Source organism: Sinorhizobium fredii, from assembly GCF_002944405.1.
In the GTDB taxonomy this organism is placed as follows: Bacteria; Pseudomonadota; Alphaproteobacteria; order Rhizobiales; family Rhizobiaceae; genus Sinorhizobium; species Sinorhizobium fredii_C.
This window is the reverse complement of the sequence record NZ_CP024308.1, coordinates 346,989-365,546: the sequence shown is the minus strand read 5'-3', so window position 1 is coordinate 365,546 and position 18,558 is coordinate 346,989. Positions and strand designations below refer to the sequence as shown.

Annotated in this window: 12 protein-coding genes and 2 pseudogenes; 3 read left to right on the top strand and 11 right to left on the bottom strand. The window is 60.4% G+C overall.

The features are described 5' to 3' along the window. Nucleotides 1-60: 60 nt before the first annotated feature. Entirely contained in the window at nucleotides 61-4,128 is a 4,068-nt protein-coding gene (locus tag NXT3_RS21115; RefSeq protein ID WP_104840299.1) for a DUF5801 repeats-in-toxin domain-containing protein, read from the bottom strand. 93 nt (nucleotides 4,129-4,221) lie between these two features. Between NXT3_RS21115 and NXT3_RS32220 the strand changes: the two genes are divergently transcribed. Beyond that, nucleotides 4,222-4,446, top strand: coding sequence for a hypothetical protein (locus NXT3_RS32220; protein WP_104840298.1), 225 nt, complete (start codon nucleotides 4,222-4,224; stop codon nucleotides 4,444-4,446). Nucleotides 4,447-5,752: 1,306 nt separating this feature from the next. Here the strand turns inward: NXT3_RS32220 and NXT3_RS21100 are convergent. The 6 genes and pseudogenes from NXT3_RS21100 to NXT3_RS21070 form a co-directional block, all read right to left on the bottom strand. Continuing rightward, nucleotides 5,753-7,261: pseudogene (locus NXT3_RS21100) on the bottom strand (ISNCY family transposase). A gap of 304 nt (nucleotides 7,262-7,565) precedes the next feature. Continuing rightward, a complete protein-coding gene (locus NXT3_RS21095; protein WP_104840297.1) occupies nucleotides 7,566-8,792 on the bottom strand; it encodes an ABC transporter permease in 1,227 nt (408 codons plus the stop codon). Continuing rightward, entirely contained in the window at nucleotides 8,782-9,534 is a 753-nt protein-coding gene (locus NXT3_RS21090; protein ID WP_104840296.1) for an ABC transporter ATP-binding protein, read from the bottom strand. The genes NXT3_RS21095 and NXT3_RS21090 overlap by 11 nt, the downstream gene beginning before the upstream one ends. Before the next feature lies 1 nt (nucleotide 9,535). Further along, on the bottom strand, nucleotides 9,536-10,990 hold the full coding sequence (locus tag NXT3_RS21085; protein ID WP_104840295.1) for an efflux RND transporter periplasmic adaptor subunit: 1,455 nt from the start codon (nucleotides 10,988-10,990) through the stop codon (nucleotides 9,536-9,538). 147 nt (nucleotides 10,991-11,137) lie between these two features. Further along, nucleotides 11,138-11,404, bottom strand: coding sequence for a hypothetical protein (locus NXT3_RS21080; RefSeq protein ID WP_158665376.1), 267 nt, complete (start codon nucleotides 11,402-11,404; stop codon nucleotides 11,138-11,140). Nucleotides 11,405-12,689: 1,285 nt separating this feature from the next. Beyond that, on the bottom strand, nucleotides 12,690-12,896 hold the full coding sequence (locus NXT3_RS21070; protein ID WP_104840293.1) for a hypothetical protein: 207 nt from the start codon (nucleotides 12,894-12,896) through the stop codon (nucleotides 12,690-12,692). Between the two features lie 876 nt (nucleotides 12,897-13,772). Here NXT3_RS21070 and NXT3_RS21060 point away from each other — a divergent pair. Both NXT3_RS21060 and NXT3_RS21055 read left to right on the top strand, forming a co-directional pair. Further along, on the top strand, nucleotides 13,773-14,567 hold the full coding sequence (locus NXT3_RS21060) for a helix-turn-helix transcriptional regulator (RefSeq protein ID WP_104840292.1): 795 nt from the start codon (nucleotides 13,773-13,775) through the stop codon (nucleotides 14,565-14,567). A gap of 360 nt (nucleotides 14,568-14,927) precedes the next feature. Continuing rightward, nucleotides 14,928-15,437, top strand: a complete 510-nt coding sequence (locus tag NXT3_RS21055) for a DEAD/DEAH box helicase family protein (RefSeq protein ID WP_104840291.1) — start codon at nucleotides 14,928-14,930, stop codon at nucleotides 15,435-15,437. Between the two features lie 307 nt (nucleotides 15,438-15,744). On the opposite strand, the pseudogene NXT3_RS21050 reads toward NXT3_RS21055, so the two are convergent. From NXT3_RS21050 to NXT3_RS21035, 4 genes and pseudogenes are all read right to left on the bottom strand, one after another. Next, nucleotides 15,745-15,930, bottom strand: a pseudogene (locus NXT3_RS21050) (MBL fold metallo-hydrolase); the annotation flags it as partial. A gap of 74 nt (nucleotides 15,931-16,004) precedes the next feature. Beyond that, nucleotides 16,005-16,391, bottom strand: a complete 387-nt coding sequence (locus NXT3_RS21045) for a cupin domain-containing protein (protein WP_423827999.1) — start codon at nucleotides 16,389-16,391, stop codon at nucleotides 16,005-16,007. 68 nt (nucleotides 16,392-16,459) lie between these two features. Continuing rightward, nucleotides 16,460-17,212, bottom strand: coding sequence for an SDR family oxidoreductase (locus NXT3_RS21040; protein ID WP_104840289.1), 753 nt, complete (start codon nucleotides 17,210-17,212; stop codon nucleotides 16,460-16,462). Between the two features lie 122 nt (nucleotides 17,213-17,334). Continuing rightward, nucleotides 17,335-18,282, bottom strand: coding sequence for an alpha/beta hydrolase (locus NXT3_RS21035; RefSeq protein ID WP_104840288.1), 948 nt, complete (start codon nucleotides 18,280-18,282; stop codon nucleotides 17,335-17,337). Nucleotides 18,283-18,558 lie beyond the last annotated feature (276 nt).

The window sequence follows — 18,558 nt, the reverse complement described above, 5'->3', positions numbered from 1 at the left end:
GACTGGAAGCCTTGCTGGGAAGATGCGAGCCCACCCTACCGAGGCGGGCTCGCAGCCGTGTCAGACAACCGCCTCGATCAGATCGATCGAGAACGAATCGGAACTGCTGTCGCCATCGCCGTCGAACAGGGTCGCGGTGAAGTCGAGCTGCAGCGCTTCGGGGTCGAACACCTGCTCGACCGAGAACGCGATCACCGGGATCTTGATGGTTCCCTGGCCCATGGTGAGCTGGACCGCGTCGATTTGCTTGGCCCCACCATCGATCTCGAAGGAAAAGCCGCCCGCCGCCACGCCCGAGGTGACCGGGGTCAGCATGCCGGCCGCCACCTTCGTCGCTGCCTGGATGGTCCCGTCGGTATAATAGACGGTGAAATAGAGATCCTCGGTGGCCGGGTTATAGCCGCCGACGGAGTTGTCGATGAACACCGTCACCTTGTCTACCACCGTCTCGGGGTTGACGACGAAGCTCTCGTCGCCCGAGGTGATCGAGGTGCCCGCAAAGGCTCCAGTCCCGGCGCCCTCACTCGCACCGTTGAGATTGTTGTTGTTGATGCCGATGCCCGAGGTCGACACGTTCATCTGCGTCGACGGGTTGATCAGGCTTGGGATCGGGAACAGCCCCTCGATCTGCGCCTCCGTCAGGTCGCCGGCTCCCTCGACAACGAGATCTTCGATGTCGTTTGTCGGGGGTGAGGACACGCCTTGGATCGGCGCCGTCGCGACGACGCCGAAGAACACGATGTCGTCGGCTCCCGCCTCGCTGCCGCCGAACAGCAGCGTCTGCACTGCGTCGGGTCCACCGGCTTTCAGCGATCCCTGCGAGGTGTCGAAGGTTCTAGTAGTCGGTGGCGGCGTCGTCACATCGAGGTCGTAAGTATCGTTGACCGGATCGAAGGTCAGCGTGAAGCCAACTGTCTCATCGGCGCCGTCGCTGTTGAAGTCGTCCGTGATCGACCCGGTGAACGTGAATTCGCCCGTCTTAATAAGTGCAGCATCGACGGTGACGAGACCATCGTCGTCAATCTCATAGCTATCAAAGTTCACGCTCAGCGACTCGAACCCGTCGCTGCCGGGATCATTGTCGTCCCAGGTTCCCTGGGCCCCGGCGTCGTATGTCCCGCTGGAGTTGTCGACCGTGACAGCGGGCCCGTCATCCTCGAACTTGATCGTCAACGGATTGGTTGCGGTGGCGCTGTCGGTGTCGCCATCGCCATCGGTGACGTGCTGCACTACGAACAGGTTGGCGGTGGCCGCCATCGTCAAGGCGTCGTCATGCGCCGCAGCACTGCTGCCGTCGACCGTGTGCTCGAGCGTGGCGGCGCTGCGGGTGACGGTGACGGCGCCGGTCGTGCCGTTGATCGACACGGTGAAGGCGAGCGTGCCGCCCGCGCCAGCCTTGCGGCCCTCCCACTGGGTGTCGCTGACCTTGACCAGCAGGATCTCGTTGGCCGCCCCAGATTCCCCGGTGAGCCACAGTCCGGTCTGAGCGCCAGCGGTCCCCGACAGCGTGTAGCTCACGCTTCCCTGGCCATCCTCGCCGAAATCAGGGGTCTCGAACAGCGCGGCGATCGTCGTCGCTGCGATCGTCACCGAATTCACGCCGTCGCCGCTGGTCGGCAGCGGCGATTCGTCGAGCGTTGCCGTCGGGCCCGCCACGTTCTTCGCCACGGCATCCGGCCCGTCATCCTCGAACTTGATGGTCAACGGGTTGGTTGCGGTGGCGCTGTCGGTGTCGCCATCGCCGTCGGTAACATGCTGCACCACGAACAGGTTCGCGGTGGCCGCCATCGTAAGCGCGTCGTCATGCGCCGCCGCACTGCTGCCGTCGACCGTATGCTCGAGCGTGGCGCTGCTGCGAGTGACGGTGACCGCGCCGGTCGTGCCGTTGATCGACACGGTGAAGGCGAGCGTGCCGCCCGCGCCAGCCTTGCGGCCCTCCCACTGGGTGTCGCTGACTTTGACCAGCAGGATCTCGTTGGCCGCCCCGGACTCGCCGGTGAGCCACAGCCCCGTCTGCGCGCCGTCGATGCCCGACAGCGTGTAGCTCACGCTGCCCTGGCCGTCGGAGCCGAAGTCCGGCGTCTCGAACAGCGCGGCGATCGTCGTCGCAGCTATTGTCACCGAATTCACGCCGTCGCCAGCCGTTGGCAGCGGCGATTCGTCGAGCGTTGCCGTCGGCCCTGCCACGTTCTTCGCCACGGCATCCGGCCCGTCATCCTCGAACTTGATGGTCAACGGGTTGGTTGCGGTGGCGCTGTCGGTGTCGCCATCGCCGTCGGTAACATGCTGCACCACGAACAGGTTGGCGGTGGCCGCCATCGTCAAGGCGTCGTCATGCGCCGCAGCACTGCTGCCGTCGACCGTGTGCTCGAGCGTGGCGGCGCTGCGGGTGACGGTGACGGCGCCGGTCGTGCCGTTGATCGACACGGTGAAGGCGAGCGTGCCGCCCGCGCCAGCCTTGCGGCCCTCCCACTGGGTGTCGCTGACCTTGACCAGCAGGATCTCGTTGGCCGCCCCAGATTCCCCGGTGAGCCACAGTCCGGTCTGAGCGCCAGCGGTGCCGGACAGCGTGTAGCTCACGCTTCCCTGGCCATCCTCGCCGAAATCAGGGGTCTCGAACAGCGCGGCGATCGTCGTCGCTGCGATCGTCACCGAATTCACGCCGTCGCCGCTGGTCGGCAGCGGCGATTCGTCGAGCGTTGCCGTCGGGCCCGCCACGTTCTTCGCCACGGCATCCGGGCCATCATCCTCAAACCTGACCTTCGAGCCGACCTCCTCGACGTCACTCGAGACCTGCGTGATTGTGAAGCCGCCGAGATCGAAGGCAACGTTGCTGCCTTGGCCCGTTGCCGGCTGATCGTTCCGGATCAGCACGCGGTTATGGTCGCCGGTGGTCGTGTACTGGATGATGTCGTCATCCTTCACGCCCATGATCGTGGCTATGCCGCCACTTATCGTGACGTTCACACCGAGGGTGCCGGTGACGTCGACCCCGCCGCGGATGACCTGCACCGACGCGATGGCGACGGCCGCATCGCCCGTCGTGAGCGGATTATTGTCGATATAGCCGGTCCCGCTTGTGTCTGCCGTGAGAAAGGCTTGAAGCTCCACGCTCGCAGTCGTGCTGGCACTTCCGGGTGTCATTTGCGAGATCGTGATCGCGGCACCGGTAACGTCCTGGGCATAACCGCTGAAGGCGATGTTAGACTCGAGGTTTGCCTCGGTCGGCGTGAGACCGGGAACGAGGAAGTTGGAATTGGCCCCGGTCACGAAGGTGACGACCAACGCCTTTTGGGCCTTGATCTGCTGACCTTCGGTGCCGAGCGTCGTGGCACCGCCGCCCTGGCCGGTATTGACGGTGTCGCCGTCATTCGACACATTCTGGCCGGCCGACTGGTTGGCCGGATCCTCGCCGGTGACGAGGATTGCCAGCGTCGTGTTTCCGAACATCATGAAGAGGTTCTGGCCGGAAGGCGCATTTGCGAAGGAAAAGTCATTCTCCGCGATGGCGGAGACGAACAGCTTGTTCGTCAGATCAAGAAAGTCGTCGTGCGCGGCAACGGAGCTGCCGTCGGTGGTGTGTGCCAGCGTGTAGCCGTCCGCAAGCACGCTCCACATCTTGGCTCCGGTGGTGATGCCGGACGTCTTTACCTCTTCGAGATAGACCGCGAACACAATCGGATCGTCGCCGCTGTCGCCGGCCACGCCATAGACGATGTTATTGTTGGTCGGATCGGTGAAGAGAAAGATTTCCGAGATGGTCCCGTCATCAGCCACCGCGAACAGACCGCTGCTGAAGGTGGACGTCGCGCCTGTCTCATAATCCGGGAACGCTGCCCCATTCGCGCCGGTGAGCGCCAGGTCGGTAGACGCCGTGGCGCCGGTGATGTTGATGATGTTTGCGCCGGTGTTGGCGCCGGTGTACCCGCTCAGTGCGGCCTCATCCACTGTCAGGCTGTAGGAGGTCAGCCGACTCGAAAATGGTGCCGGCAAGCTGCTGCTCAAAATGTCGTTGTCGTCGGCGTCGCCCGAGGGCGATGGAGGGGCGGGCGTAGCGGTCGCGTTCTGCAGGCCGTCAGTTTCGTCGAGAACGGCAAATACGCCAGTCGATGTGATCACGATAGCCATTGTTTTTCCTCCCTCTTTGGCCGGCCTTAACGGGCGACCGCGGTGTTAGTCCTCCGGGTGGATCGCTGGACGCGCCGAGGCGCACCTGCTGTCATGCCTGTCGAGGGGAATTGGCAGCGGCAGGCTGCCAGCGAAAAATCGGACATGCGGATTGCTGCCGATCGCAAATCGTTTGCAGACAGGCTATCCAATCGCTGCGGCGATTGTAATAATCCGCTTATGGCGCTGTTCATGGCTGCCATTGCTGATTTGCCCTCGCGCGTGTCCGCACAAAGGCACCCCTCATTCATCGAGGTCGTCAGCCATCTCTCGGATTAGAGCGCACCCCACTCTGTACCTGCTCCAGGCTGGGAGGATAGCGGCGGCATTCCTTTAGGAGGCTCTAATTTCCGGTGTTCTTCAAGCCACTCTTATAGGCTACGCAGAATGGGCTATCATTCTCTGCCGGATAATCATTTGGAGCAGTCTATTGTAGCGATCATAGACATACTTCCCTTCTGTTGCCCTCGGCACTCACCGGACGGATACGCTGCGGCCGATCCATGTGCCGCTTGGACACAATGAAGAATCAATAGAGGCGGCGCGGGAGCTAGCGCAGTCCCGCCTCCTCGCGATCGCCGCAAGCACGCGCCGCTCGGATCCAGCCGCCGATGTGCGGGTTTCCCTCCGTCGGAGAAGGTGCAGTTCGGCCACGCCCTGAGAGGACTGAAGTGCACCGCTAAAGCGATCGTTGTGATCATCGTAGAAATCAAAGCAACAATTAAAAATGCTCAGATGATGCTCCTGCGACAATAACCGCACTCAAGGGCGGCAACCCAGCAGTGAAGCAGTGAAATACTCTACAATGGGCGTTCAGGGTCCGGTCGAGACGATAGCTGTTCGTACAAAGCGACCAGCGTCCAGCTCACTGTGCGAGTTTCTGCAATCAGCTTCCAGCTAAATCCCTCCGGTGCCGAATGTTGGCAGGGGTGTGAAGTCGGGAAAGCCCAGTCTGGGATGATCGCAGCGAGGATCGAACTTGGAGGGCAGCTCAGCGCGGCGGCAGCTTGGATCGGTTTTATAGGCATGCCCAGGCAAGTACTCGTATCGGCTACCTTGGGTGCAGCCGACTATCAGTGCCCAAAGAAGGGCTGACTGCAATAGGATTTTCATAGCCGGCCCCCTCGCGAGGACATTATTTTCATCTAACAGTCGCCTTCCAAGCATCTCGCAGCTAAGCGGGTGACCAGAGATAAATCTTCTCATAAAAATGGTATAAACTGGGATTTGCACAAAAGTGGTAGCCCGGCATGTCACCAAAATGCCGGCACTCGCTATGTACCGATCAAGAAGCGCTTGACCTCGGCTGAGCTGTCGTCGGCAAAGCGTGTACTCCTCCACATCGTCGCGAACCGGTCGAATGAACTGCTTGGTGTGATCGCGGGGTCTGTAGTTCGACTTGGTTCAAGGCGAGGGTGTAGAGCGACAATCTGGCTGAGATCACGTATTGCCGCACGTAACGATGCTCCCCGATATTCGCACGTTGCCTCATTCATTTTGCTCCCGGGTTGGGGCGAAGGAGGCCGGGCGCGGAGATGGCAGGGGTTTCGCAGCGCCTGGCCTCCTTCGCGAGCGCTACGGCACCTCAGTGCGGCCTTGCGATCTCGTGGATCGGCAGCTCCTTGTTCAAGGTGCCAAACAGCAACGCGTCCGCCTGTTCACTTCGCCAGACCTTCAGCCGGCGCTGAAGCGTTCGAAGCAGTTTGTCGGGGTAATCGCCGGGATACTGGGCCTGCAGACGTGACAGGAGTTCACTGCCGGTTCGCCATGGTTCGGCTTCGAACCAACTTCGCAAGTCGGCGGTCGCCTTGACGAGAGGGTCAGGACGCCGCCGTCCTCTTTTGGCTTTTACAATCGGACGATCCGTCGGCCGGGTAGCTCCGTCCTTCTAGGCCGTCCGCAAACTCGCGAGGAAAAGGTCGATCGGCTGAGCTACCCCGTCAGTGCGCATGGCCGGCGGAGTGTCGGCAAGCGCAGCGAGTCGCTCCTGTAGGGCGCGAATATCGCGCAATAGCAGGACAGGATCGAGCCCAGCGTAGATTTCCCGCAGACGGGAGCGGACTGCATCTGACGTGCGAGCGTCGGCAATCAGACGCTGATGCGGCGTGGCTGGCGGACTATACGTCTTGCGCACACGAGCGCCGTCGGCTGCTTTGCGATCAATTTGAATGATGGCTGAAAGAAGTTTACGAACAGCCGCGCTGATCGGTAGAGCTTCGCTAGCAGCGTGGCGGCCTCCAGTCCCTCGAACCGACGATATCCGACCATCCTGCGCACGACGGCGCCATTCTTCTGCTCGACAAAGGTCTGGTCGTTCTTGCGGTAGGGGCGGCAGCGCGTAAAGACGATATTGGCGGCGTCACAGTAAGCCTTCAGCGTCTCGTTCATGAAGACGGTGTCGTTGTCCGTGTCCAGGCCGAGAAGCGCGAACGGCAGTTGCTTGCGCAATTCTGTGAGCACGCTGCTCAACAGCGTCTGCTCGCGAACCAGCAGCGGCGCACATTCCGTCCAGCCAGTCGCGATGTCGGTGAGAACAAGGGTTTGGATGAAGCTGCCGCGAGCCGAAGGGCCGCAATGGGCGACGAGATCCGCCTCAACGAAGCCTGGCGCCGGATTGTCCCGCCGACGTTCTAATGGGAATGCTCCGTTGCAGGGCGTGCGCCGCGGGCCGCCGTCGAGGACGTCCCAAGCCCTCCCGGATCGGTCCCAGCGTCCTGTCGATCGTGGCCGCGCTCATCGCCAGCAATTTGCCGTGGATCTCAGGCGCGAGGTCAAAATGACCGTGCCGTTCCATCGCCTCGACAAGGACGGGTAGCAACGCCTTCAGCCGCTTCCCACAGACCCGGTCAGACGCTTCCCACAGCAATATGAGCGCATTGCGTTCCGCTTCATCATAAACCCGCGGCCGCGCTCGCCGACCTGTAGGCTCTCTCCCGTGGCGCCGCAGCAGCCGCATCGCGTGCTTGCGGTGAAAGCCCGTGATGACGACGAACTCATCCAGAATTCTCGCCTTCTCCGTTCGCGTCGAAGCACGATAACGCTCCGAAACCGCCGCCGTCAGTTCTTTCCTCGTCGCCATGCTCAGCTGTCCCATAGTCGCCCCTGTTCATACCCCTCGGTAGGGAGCAAATTATGTGAGGCAACGGTTGAGTATTCGGGAACAGTTTCGGCGAGGCAATGCGCGTCTCATCTTGGTTGTCGCGCTGCAGCGAGGGATAAACTTTCCCTTGACGGGCGTTTTCTTCCGTTCCGCCGAGCGTCTGCAAAGGCAGAAGCAATCCTTTGCTGCATGCAAGGCGCACAGGGCAGTCGCTCCCGAGCCCGGTCAGTCGAGATCTGGAAGCTGCCAATCTACGGCATCTAATGCACAAAATTAGTGGTTCGGGATTGCCCGAGAATCACTCCAAGCGCAATGCCTCTATCGGCAGCAGCCGTGCCGCCTTGCGGGCGGGGTAATAGCCGAAGAAAACGCCTACGCCGGCAGCGAAGGCTACTGCCAAGAGCATTGGGTTCAAATCAAAGGTGATTGGCCATCCGGCGAGTATGCCGATACCGGTTGCCGCGGCGATTCCAAGAAGCAGGCCAAGGATGCCGCCGAGAACGGCAAGAGTCACCGCCTCGATGAGAAATTGCCTGAGGATGTCTCGCCGGCGTGCGCCGACTGCGAGTCGCAATCCGATCTCCCTCGTCCTCTCCGAGACCGTCACCAGCATGATGTTCATGATACCGATGCCGCCCACCACCAAGGACACGGAGGCGACCGCTGAAAGCAACAGCGATATGACTCGCGTAGTCGAGCCCTCGACGTCCGCCGCCTCTGCAAGGTTGCTCACCATGAAGCTGTCTTCCTGACCCTTGCTCAAGCGGTGACGCTGCCAGAGAAGGTCGCGTATGGCCAGCATGATGCTTTCCGGCGAGGCTCCGTCGTCGAATCTCACGGCTATGCTGTGCACGAGGGTTGGATTGGCTCGGCTTGTTCCAATGAATTGGCGTCTAGCCGTTCTTATTGGCACCAACGCGATATCATCCTGATCGTCACCCCAGACACTTTGTCCCTTTCGCTCGAGCAACCCAATTACGACGAAGGGGACGTCCCGTATGCGGATGGTCGCGCCGAGTGGGTCCGAATCCCCGAACAACTTTTCTCGCATCGTCGTTCCGAGCAGCGCTACACTGATGGCGCGCTTGTTGTCCTCCGGAGTCATCTCCCGCCCCGCAATGACCCGCCATTCACGCGCAGCGAAATACTCAGGGGTGACGCCACGAAGCACACCCTGCCAGTTGCTAGCCCCGATTGCAAATTGTGTCCGAGCGTGAAGGAGCGGCGCCGCGACGACGACGCCAGGCAGCTCGGAGCCGATCGCGAGTGCATCTTCTTCGCTCAATTTTGGCGCCGCGCCGCTGCCCAGCCGTACGCTGCCCATCCTGGCGCTACCCGGAGTGACGCTGATGAGATTCGAGCCGAGGCTGCGGATCTGTGAATCGATCCGCTCCTGTGCGCCATTGCCGATGGCGCTCATCACGACGACGGCAGAGACTCCGATAATAATGCCGAGCATGGTCAGAGAGCTGCGCATCGGATGGGAACGCAATGACCGAAATGCTGTTCTGACGCTACCCGGCATTGTCGCCTGCCAATAATAATGCTCGCCAGGGGCCAGACTGCTCCTCAACACGATTAGCCAGCCCATCGTCCAGAACGCGTCCATCGCGAAATGCAACGATGCGGTCGGCGCAGGCGGCGACTCCTGCTTCATGCGTGACCAAGACGATCGTCAAACCTTCGCCATTCAGGCGGCGGAAGATGGCCATGATCTCCTGGCCCGTGTGGCTGTCGAGCGCACCGGTCGGTTCGTCGGCAAGCAGAAGTAAGGGCTCCGTTGCCAATGCCCTTGCGATCGCGACCCGCTGCTGCTGCCCGCCTGAGAGTTCCGTGGGCATATAGGCGGCGCGTTCCGCAAGCCCGAACCGCGCCAGTGTCACAAGGGCGCGGCGGCGGCGCTCGCTAGCCCACATGCGGCGATAGAGAAGTGGCAGCTCCACGTTTTCGAGAGCGCTGGCGCGCGGCAACAGATTGAACGACTGGAATACGAAGCCAATCTTTTGATTGCGGATTACCGCCAGTTCGTCGTGGTGGAGGCGGCTGACGTCTGTTCCGTCCAACCGGTATCCCCCCTCGGTGGGACTGTCGAGACAGCCAAGAATGTTCATGAAGGTCGACTTGCCCGAGCCAGACGGCCCCATGATCGCCACGAACTCGCCACGCCGCACGTTGAGGGTTACATAGTCGAGGGCCCAGGTCAGTCTTCCGCCGACTCGATAACTCCGGCGCACTCCTTCAATTTTTATCAGAACATCCCCTGGCATGTCACTGCAGCCGAAACTTGATCAGGAACGACGTTTCATTTCTACCGTCCGCTGTCGGCTCCAATCCGGTAATCACTCGCTCGCCTTCGCCCAGCTCGCCTCCCAGCACCTCTGTCACCCGTCCGTCTGTCACACCGAGACGAAGTGACACCGCGCGTGGGGTGCGGTCGCTCCCCAGCACGAACACCCGACCTAGAGTGCCCTCAGTTTCACTGTCTGCTCTCGCCGATGCTTCGCCTGCGACCGCGGCTGCATTCCCAGCTTCGATGCTCGGGCGAAAGCGGAGCGCTGCGTTGGGGACGGTCAGAACATTTGCTCGTCTTGCCACTACCACGTTCAGATTTGCAGTCATGCCGGGCAACAGCAACTCATCTGGGTTCCGTGCGCTGATCACAGCGGTGTAGGTTACGACGTTCTGGACGATCTGGGGAGCCTTCCGGATTTGCTGGACCGCGCCGGTAAAGATGCGGTCCGGATAGGCATCGACAGTGAAGGTCACGGGCTGCCCAACAGCAAATTTGCTGATATCGGCTTCAACGACGGAAGCCTCGACCTGCATCTGGGTGAGGTCTTGGGCAATCGTGAAGAGGATCGGTGTCTGCAGACTTGCTGCCAAGGTCTGGCCGCCGCTAACGGCGCGATTGACGACAGTTCCGGTGACTGGTGCCCGTATATAGGTGCGTTCGAGATCGATCTCTGCCTGCCGTAGCACCGCTTCCCTCTGCTTGACCTCTGCCAGGGTGTTGGCGAGTTGTGCTTCAGCCATCTTCAGAGCCGCCTGCGCAGCCCGAACGGCAGCGGCTTGCGAGAGCTGATCCGCGCGGACGGCGCCAGCCTGTGCTTCGGCAGTCTTGTAGGCGGTGCTGTCGCGCTCCCATTCACTCGCCGCAATTACCTTGCGCTTCGCCAATGGGCGCTTGCGTTCCATTTCCCGTTGAGCGCTGTCCAGCACCACCTGGGCCTGCTCGGTCTCAGCCGCTGCGGCATTATGTTTGGCGGTGGCGGTCTCAAGTTCAGCTTGAACCCTGTCGATTTGCGCCCGCTGTATCGCGACCTGGGTCCGGGCCATTTCCAGCTCGGCCCGGGACTGAGCCAGCCTCGCTTCGTATAGCTCTGGCTCGACGCGGGCTATGACTTGGCCCCGAGTCACACGAGAGTTGAAATCGGCGTAAAGCTCCTTGATCCGTCCGGACAACTGAGAGCCGACTTCGACCAATACCAACGCATTGAGAGTGCCAGCCGCCTGCAAGGAGGTGACCATGTCGCCACGCACAACATCTCGCATCCGGTAGCCAGGTCTCATGCTACCGCCTGAGATCGTCTTCAAGGAAGTTCTCAGATATGTGAAGGCAGAGGAAATCCGGTCGAAAGCAGCAGACGGAAGTGGCACCTCGGTGTAGGCGGGTATTGCTGTCCCGCCAACAACCACTGCCGCGAATAAAAGGCTGCGTATCATGTTCACCCCGTATCGGAGCCGGGGCGAATTCCCCGGCTCGTGATCTGGTTCAGGAAGTTCGAAGCACGGTCGCGGTGGGCTTCACCGGTTTTGGCCAGCAGGCCGTGGTTCCCTCCTCCTGTATCCCAAGTCGCCCTTACGTTGGTGCTATTGCTTTTTGCACTGCCCCGCGTTGCCCGTGCACTCTTCCTCGGTCTTGTTGCCGATGTTGCCCTGACCGGAAGCGGTATTCGTCGTTGCCGTGCCAAAGGCATTGCCGTTTACATTCTTGGTCTCTTCGTTGCAGACGCAATTCGGCGTTGAACCGGTCTTCGTGCAGGAGGCAACCCCGGCCGCACCGCACAATTCGACGCACTGGTCTTGCGATACGCCGGGACAGGTTTGGGCCTGAGCGCCCCCGACATCGAACAACATGATCCCTCCGAAGAAGGCGGCGGCCGCGCTTGCCATGAAGATATGATGTCTAAGCATGATTTCCTCCCTTGTTCGCCAGAGCGGGACTGAAGTCGCTGGTAAGAGGTCATCTCTGGCTCTGGCCCCCAACGCGAGGCCCACCGCTCCGAATCCGGATCGGCGGATTACTTGCCTGAACTGGTTTGATCAAAAGTGAGACGCTGGATCGCTCAACTGTGCGTCCCGACTACTCCGAATGTGCGAGAAATTCCGGCAGCCAAACTCAACAGGGCTGCGCGGAAAGGGCACTGCCTCTCGTCGCGCATAACCAACACTCCCCCTCTTTCCGACCGCGACTTTTAACGGTTGGAACCAGGCATGTGCTCTTGGTCCTGCATTAAACAATACAAGTTATATTAAAGGAATCGCTAATACAACTGCTGCTAATGAAATAATTCATAGCTCATTTGGATTACGCGCCACAGCCTGTAAACCAACTCGCGGCTCGCAGTAGTTGTTACCCGTTCCCGCACCGGCACAATATTCCGCTTCATGTGGCTCGAAAGCGAGGATCCGCTCGTCGCTGCCTCGCAGGAGGTGCCCGGTTGTTGGGAGAATTTTTCTGTTTGCCTTGCTCAAGTGGCATTCACTGCCTGAAGCTTCATGCACCTCCGCGCCGGTGACCCGAGGCGCGTCGCCGTCAGCGAGCGCGTAAATGACGGGCTCGACATCCGCGAATGGGTGGGGCGCCCGACGCGCGACCCGTCAAGGAAGAGCCGGCGGCCTTGGTTCAGATGGGAAAGTGCTGATCACTTTGACGTCTAGCAAGATTGGGTAGGGAGCTAGTCGCCGATGCTCATGCGTCTGTCGGGAGCGGCAAGACGATCTGCAACGTCGTGGTTTGCCTCCCTTCATAAGGTGGTGACCGTGCCTAGCGGCAGCTTGGCTCCGTGCGAAGCCAAATCGAATTCGGCAGAGATTTCATGGCGCATCTACTAGGCGATGCGAATGCCCGAGAGCGCGATCGCTTGGATGTTTGCCGCGCTCAATACGGTGGAGCGCGACGAGCCTTGGCACGAACAGCGCCTGCGTGCCCTCGAGGACAGCATCCGGAAAGGGCTGTGCAATCTGATGGAGTATCTCGGAAAAAGTAGCAGATTACGTCAGGAGACGAACCATCCAAAGGCAAAGAGCACCAGCACGGCAAGAATCATGACGATCCTCAAAAATAGGCCGGACGCTTCGGAAATCTCCGAGGTTTCCCGCCAAACGTCGCGCCGGCCGCTCTGTTCTTATCCCATGAGCTTCATCCACACCGGATGGCGAGCTTCTTCAGTAGTCCAAGATCTCGCACGCCCGACTGGTAGAGCGAAAACACTCTGGCTGCCAGATCTTCCGCTTCCGGGCCTTCGCTTGGAATACAATACTCTGCCCGCAACTCATCGAACACTACGCCGAGCATATCCACCTCGGCAGTAGTGATTGGTCGGGAAGCTTCGTCGCGGCGCTCCATGGCGCCTCCTCGGCTCGGTTGCGATGACTGGAGTTCCCAGCCGCGCGGCCATGTCTTGCATTAGAACGGTATTATATACAGCATACGCGTGCTCCGCGCACGATGTAAGATCGTCAATTGGTTAATGTTATGCGAACACCGCAGTCTGGTGATGGTGTGCTCAAGACACCTCCTTGGCCTCGGTGTTTCGAAATAAATGTTGCTGCATCTTCTCGCCATAATCATCTGCTGCCGATTTCGGCATGAACATGTAGATCGGGACATCGCAGCATGCGCCGCAGCTTGATACTTTGATATTTGCCTAGCGCGCAGATGCGCCGATCATGGCGATAAAGTCGCGGATCGGCATGTCGCCGCCGCCCTTCTCGATCAGGCGCGCGACTTTGTAGCGGCCCATTTGGCTGCACTCCGGGCCGAACCGGGCGTTCGAGGTGAGATGGGACGGCTACCGGCTCGCTTCTCAGCCTCCGACATTTGGCCGAACGTCTTGGGTGCGAACAGCACGACCGCATCGAATTCTCGGATGAGATGAAGTCAGGAGCGGGGAGGTGCTGCGCTTCGATTACGATCAGTGTTTTGTCAAGTCCACTTGCCCACCAAAGAAGCATCGCATCTAAGGCACTGTAGCCTGGTTGATGGCGATCTGAGCTAGTCCATTATGAGTGGAAATTGAACGGCGAGATAACTATCTGAACTGGGCGATAATGACAACGGCTATTGATGGTTGTAGCAACAAAAGGACAATGTGAGCGCATAGCTACAATCTGTACTTAATTCCAAGATCCATTGGGTTTTTTGTTGAACACTATCGCAATGATTTTTTATGAGAATGTACAGTCTCAGCGACACGGAACCCGCTAGATCAGGGAGAGATAATTGGACCATACAAGCCCGACCCTGAACAATATTGAAGATTGTAACAAGGTATTACAGAAGAAAAGCAAGATTGTAGTGCTCGCGAAGACCGACCTGTTCGCCGAATGTCTAACGCACGCGATCAGCGCGCGTTTTCAAGATCAAGACACAGTAAGCCTTTCCGATTCCGACGGGCTTCTGGACGGTACGCTTGTCGACGTAAGCCTGGTGATGCTCTACCGCCTGCCGGCGGCAGTACTTCCATCGTTCATGAGGACGATCCACGAGTTCTATCCAATGGCCGCGATCGGCCTGATGGTGCAGAATGCGGACGAGCTCGACTCGTCGATCGCTGGGCTTGTCGACGAAGGATTGCTTCAGGGCGTACTGCCTCTGACCCTCAATCTCGACTTATGCCTCACCGCCATTGATCTCTTGATGAAGGGCGGCGAGCATTTTCCCGCCGCGTTGCTTCGGCGCCTGGCGCCGAGAGGGCTCGCAGGGGACGGCGTTGTCGCGCAACAGGGGCCTTCGGAAGACACCGATATGGAACGCAAGACCGAATTTGCCCCAGGCCTCCTCAGGATGATCGAGATCCAGATTCTCGATCTCATATCCATGGGCACGCAGAACAAGATCATCGCCAAACGTCTCGGTCTTTCCGAAAACACCGTCAATGGTCATGTCCGCAACATCTACAAGAAGATGAACGTGCGCAACCGCACCGAGGCTGCGTCGCGCTACTTCGGAGCGACGCTGATCTCGCCTCGCTCCGCACCCCATAGCGCTGACGAACTGACCGAAGTGTCGGCTTGAATGTCCTGGCGCCCGCGCGGCCACGGCGCTGCGCGTCTTTTCAATCGACCGTGAACAATAGGCGGACTTAAACGCCGAATGCTCTCGGCCTGCTGTTCAACCAAGCGAGCAGCAGCCCAAAGAACTGCCTGAACCGGTTGATGAGGGCTGAGAAGCTGTAGCCGACGGTGACCATCAACGCCGCAGGTGAGGGAATTTCACCGGGTCCCTTCCCGCGCCCGACGGCCTGGCGACACACTTGAAAACAATATCAATCCCGTCGGGCGGCTCTACTACTCGGGCTCGACGATGAACTGAGTAGGGGAGCGTCCGCCCGGAGAGACTCTTCTCACCGGATTGAGGGCCATGATAGGAGCCCCCATGGGCATCAAGAACTATCTGATCGAAGGCGGTTCCGGCACTGGAAAAACGTCTGTCGCCACCGAACTGGAGCGGCGGGGCTACCATGTCGTCCATGGTGACCGGGTATTGGCCTATGTTGGCGACGCCGAGACGGGCCAGGCACTCGCAGGACCACCCAAAGGCGCGGACCGCTTGGTTTGGGGATACGCGCACTGGATCTGGCCGGTCGACAAGGTCCGGGCTATCGCTGCCGACACCACCCATTCTGCCACCTTCTTCTGTGGAGGCTCGCGCAATTTTCACAAATTTGTGGAGCTATTCGACAAGATTTTCGTGCTCGACATCGACGTTGAGACGTTGAACCGACGATTAGATGGGCGGCCAAATGAGCCGGGCTTCGAGCCGGCAGAGCGGGCGCTGGTACTCCGCTACCATCGCACCCGGGAATATGTTCCCACTGGCATCAATATCGACACGGCCGGTACCGTCCCGAGTATCGTCGACGATATCCTCGCTCAACTCCCCTGAAGCCCTGAAAGTATTGTGCATGGGATGGGAAGCACTCGATTATTGGGGGAAAGACGCTGGCCGTCCGAACGGCGCACTTGCGGCATTGTCGCTTTCGTAGCCGGCCGGCAGCTTTCAGAACGACAAACCGGGTGCCTCAACGACCGTCTGGGGCGCGGGGAGCGGTCATTTGGCCTTGAGGAGAGCAAGGTCTCCTCAGGGTTGATCGTTCCGGTTCAGGGTCACGTCGCAGCCGGGTGGAATGCCGCCCTTCTTGTCGACCTGAACGAGGAGGGAGCACCATTTCCAGACGTTCCTACCCGGCCGGCGGCAGGAACATGTCCTCCAGCCAGGCCGCCCGGACGGCTGGATCGACGTCGTGGCCCAACATCGCGCCTGGCAGCGATAGCACCCCATCGCTGACCACCATGACGTCAATCTCGCCGACCCGCAGCGCGTAGCGCGACGGAACCAACTCGGAATCCGGTCTACCGTGGGTGTACCTCGCGTGCACCTTGTCGGCACAGTGCTTGACCGTGAGATGTTGCCCAAGCTCGTGTCTGCCTCCTGCTGTGGTTGCCGTAACAGTCACTGTGCGGGCACGAGCGCCGGGGCGCCCTTGTCCTTGATCAAGAGCACCAGGAATTTCGCCGGCTGAGTGGCGCTTGCGTTCCGGTCGACGAGATGAACATCATCGGGGCCTTCATAGAAGGACTGTCCTGGTGTCAGTGTCACCTGTTGTCCGCCCTTCAGCTGCATCACGACGGAGCCCTCCAGCACGTAAACAAACGCATGTGCATTGTGTCGGTGGATAGCGCTCGCCCCGGCGGGCGCATGCTCGACCATAATCATCAGAGCTTCCCTGCCGGGATTCTCCGGAAGATCTTTAGACATAAGTGCCGTGACCTTAGGCTCCTGAGCCGCGGCCGTGCCGATCATGAGGCACAGAAGACCCAACGCAACGAGTTTGATCATCATGGTCGCCTCTTTCGTTCGTTGCCCGGGACCCGCTCGGACAGACTGGGAGTATCTCCGATGCGGGATCAGGCTGCTGCCTGTGAGCGGCGGAGCCATTCGTCGAAACCGATGCGGCCGAGGCGTGCCTCGCCCAACGGCACGAGCGAGTGCTCCTCGACCCGGCTGCCCCAGTATGGAGCCGCGGGGTCGCTCACGACTTCGCGCGGGTCGCCGACCGCCTTTAAATAGCGGGCGACGATTTCGTTGAGCGGCGCTCGTTCCGGGCCGGCGATCTCGACAATGCCGCTTCGCGGCTTCGCGATTGCCACATCGGCAACGATGGCGGCGACGTCGTCCGCCGCGATGGGCTGGAACAGAATGGGTGGGATCCTGACGAGGTTTCCATCCGCGCTTGAATCGGCGATGCCGCCGAGGAATTCCATGAACTGGGTCGCGCGAACGATGGTGTAGGGGATGCCGGAGGTCCTGATCAGTTTCTCTTGGGCGACCTTGGCGCGGAAATAGCCATTGTCTGTCCGGTCAATTGCGACGATGGAGAGCGCGACATGGTGCTCGACATTCGCTGCGGCCTCCGCCGCGAGAAGGTTGCGGCCGGAGGTCTCGAAGAATTGAAGCACCGCCTTGTCTTCAAATGAGGGTGAATTGGCAAGGTCGATCACCACCTGCGTGTCCGCCATGGCCTCTTTGAGGCCCTCGCCGGTGATCGTGTTAACCCCGCTCTGGGGCGAGGCGGCGACGACCTCGTGGCCGCCCTGGCGCAGAATGGCGACGGTCTTCGAGCCGATCAGGCCGGTGCCGCCGATGACGACGATCTTCATGGTTTATCCTCCCCTTGTCGACGTGGTCGGTATGCTCGCCGGCTGCTGCGCTTCCATTGCCAGCGGTCCTGCCGCTCGGGATGCCGGGCCGCTGGTTGTTGCTCTACTGGGTCTCGCGGTCATCAGCCCGCGAAAACTTCACGCAGATATGCCGACGCCTGATCGACGGCACCACGCACCGGGGGCGTGTTCGCGATCGGGTTGAGCAGCATGAAGTCGTGGATGGTGACATTGTAGCGGACCGACCTGACCAGAACGCCAGCTGCTGCGAGCTTGCGGCCATAAGCCTCGCCCTCGTCGCGCAGCACATCGTTCTCGTCGACCAAGAGCAGCGTTTGCGGCAAGCCCTTTAGCTGCTCCGAGCTGGCGTTGATCGGCGAGACATGAATGTCGGCGCGCTTGGAGACATCGGGCAGATATTGATCCCAGAACCATTCCATCCCTTTTTGCGTCAGCCACGGACCCTCGGCAAACTCCTTGTAGGAGCCGGTTGACATTGAGGCATCAGTGACCGGATAGAAGAGAAGCTGTGCCCTCACGTCAGGGCCATTGCGTTCTTTGGCGAGCAGCGCGACCACGGCCGTCATAGTACCGCCAACACTATCGCCTGCGATCGCAATTCGGCTGGCATCCCCGCCGAACTCGTCGGGATGCTCGGCTACATACTTGAGCACTGCATAACTTTCCTCGACTGCGACGGGATAGCGGCTCTCGGGCGAGCGATCATAGTCGACGAACACCACGACGGCGTTCGCTCCAATGGTCAGCTCGCGGACCAGCCGATCATGCGTCTCGCGGTCGCCTAGCACCCAGCCGCCGCCGTGGGTATAGATCACCACGGGCAGCGGGCCTTTGGCGCTCTCCGGCCGATAGATCCGGATGTCGGTGCGACCCTTGGGGCCGACATTGAGGACACGGTCCTCGCTGCGCGCGGGCGCGAGCTTTACCGGCGCCGACTTCTGGGCGCCGGCGAGCACGTCGCGAGCCGCCTCGGGCGAGAGCGTGTAGATGGGCATTGCGCCGGCAAGGCTGTCGATGAAGGCTTGTGTGGTAGGCTCGAGCTGACTCATCAGGTTCCTCCGGTGTTAACGACCGTCCTCAGCCATTCGCGAAGCGCCTACGATCGGCTTGCAAATGGTGCAGGTGATGCACCATTGAGCGATCCGATCATTCTTGTTTGTTGACGGCTGTACCCGGCCTCGACGAACGCAATGACACGGCTACGCAATGCAAGTGGAAGTGATTTGCTGCTGGGGTTCCCTCCGTCGCAGGAAGGGCCAACCCGACTTGGGAATCTGGAAATCCTGGAAATCGCGACGCGCTTTGATGAACCATAGCACGTCGCG

Excerpts from the sequence above, each read along its gene's own strand:
- NXT3_RS32220 (WP_104840298.1), top strand. The coding sequence starts at position 4,222 with ATGCCTGTCGAGGGGAATTGGCAGCGGCAGGCTGCCAGCGAAAAATCG.
- NXT3_RS21085 (WP_104840295.1), bottom strand. The coding sequence starts at position 10,990 with ATGATACGCAGCCTTTTATTCGCGGCAGTGGTTGTTGGCGGGACAGCA.
- NXT3_RS21070 (WP_104840293.1), bottom strand. The coding sequence starts at position 12,896 with ATGGAGCGCCGCGACGAAGCTTCCCGACCAATCACTACTGCCGAGGTG.
- NXT3_RS21055 (WP_104840291.1), top strand. The coding sequence starts at position 14,928 with ATGGGCATCAAGAACTATCTGATCGAAGGCGGTTCCGGCACTGGAAAA.
- NXT3_RS21090 (WP_104840296.1), bottom strand. The coding sequence starts at position 9,534 with ATGCCAGGGGATGTTCTGATAAAAATTGAAGGAGTGCGCCGGAGTTAT.
- NXT3_RS21035 (WP_104840288.1), bottom strand. The coding sequence starts at position 18,282 with ATGAGTCAGCTCGAGCCTACCACACAAGCCTTCATCGACAGCCTTGCC.
- NXT3_RS21095 (WP_104840297.1), bottom strand. The coding sequence starts at position 8,792 with ATGCCGGGTAGCGTCAGAACAGCATTTCGGTCATTGCGTTCCCATCCG.
- NXT3_RS21115 (WP_104840299.1), bottom strand. The coding sequence starts at position 4,128 with ATGGCTATCGTGATCACATCGACTGGCGTATTTGCCGTTCTCGACGAA.
- NXT3_RS21045 (WP_423827999.1), bottom strand. The coding sequence starts at position 16,391 with ATGATCAAACTCGTTGCGTTGGGTCTTCTGTGCCTCATGATCGGCACG.
- NXT3_RS21040 (WP_104840289.1), bottom strand. The coding sequence starts at position 17,212 with ATGAAGATCGTCGTCATCGGCGGCACCGGCCTGATCGGCTCGAAGACC.
- NXT3_RS21080 (WP_158665376.1), bottom strand. The coding sequence starts at position 11,404 with ATGTTGTTCGATGTCGGGGGCGCTCAGGCCCAAACCTGTCCCGGCGTA.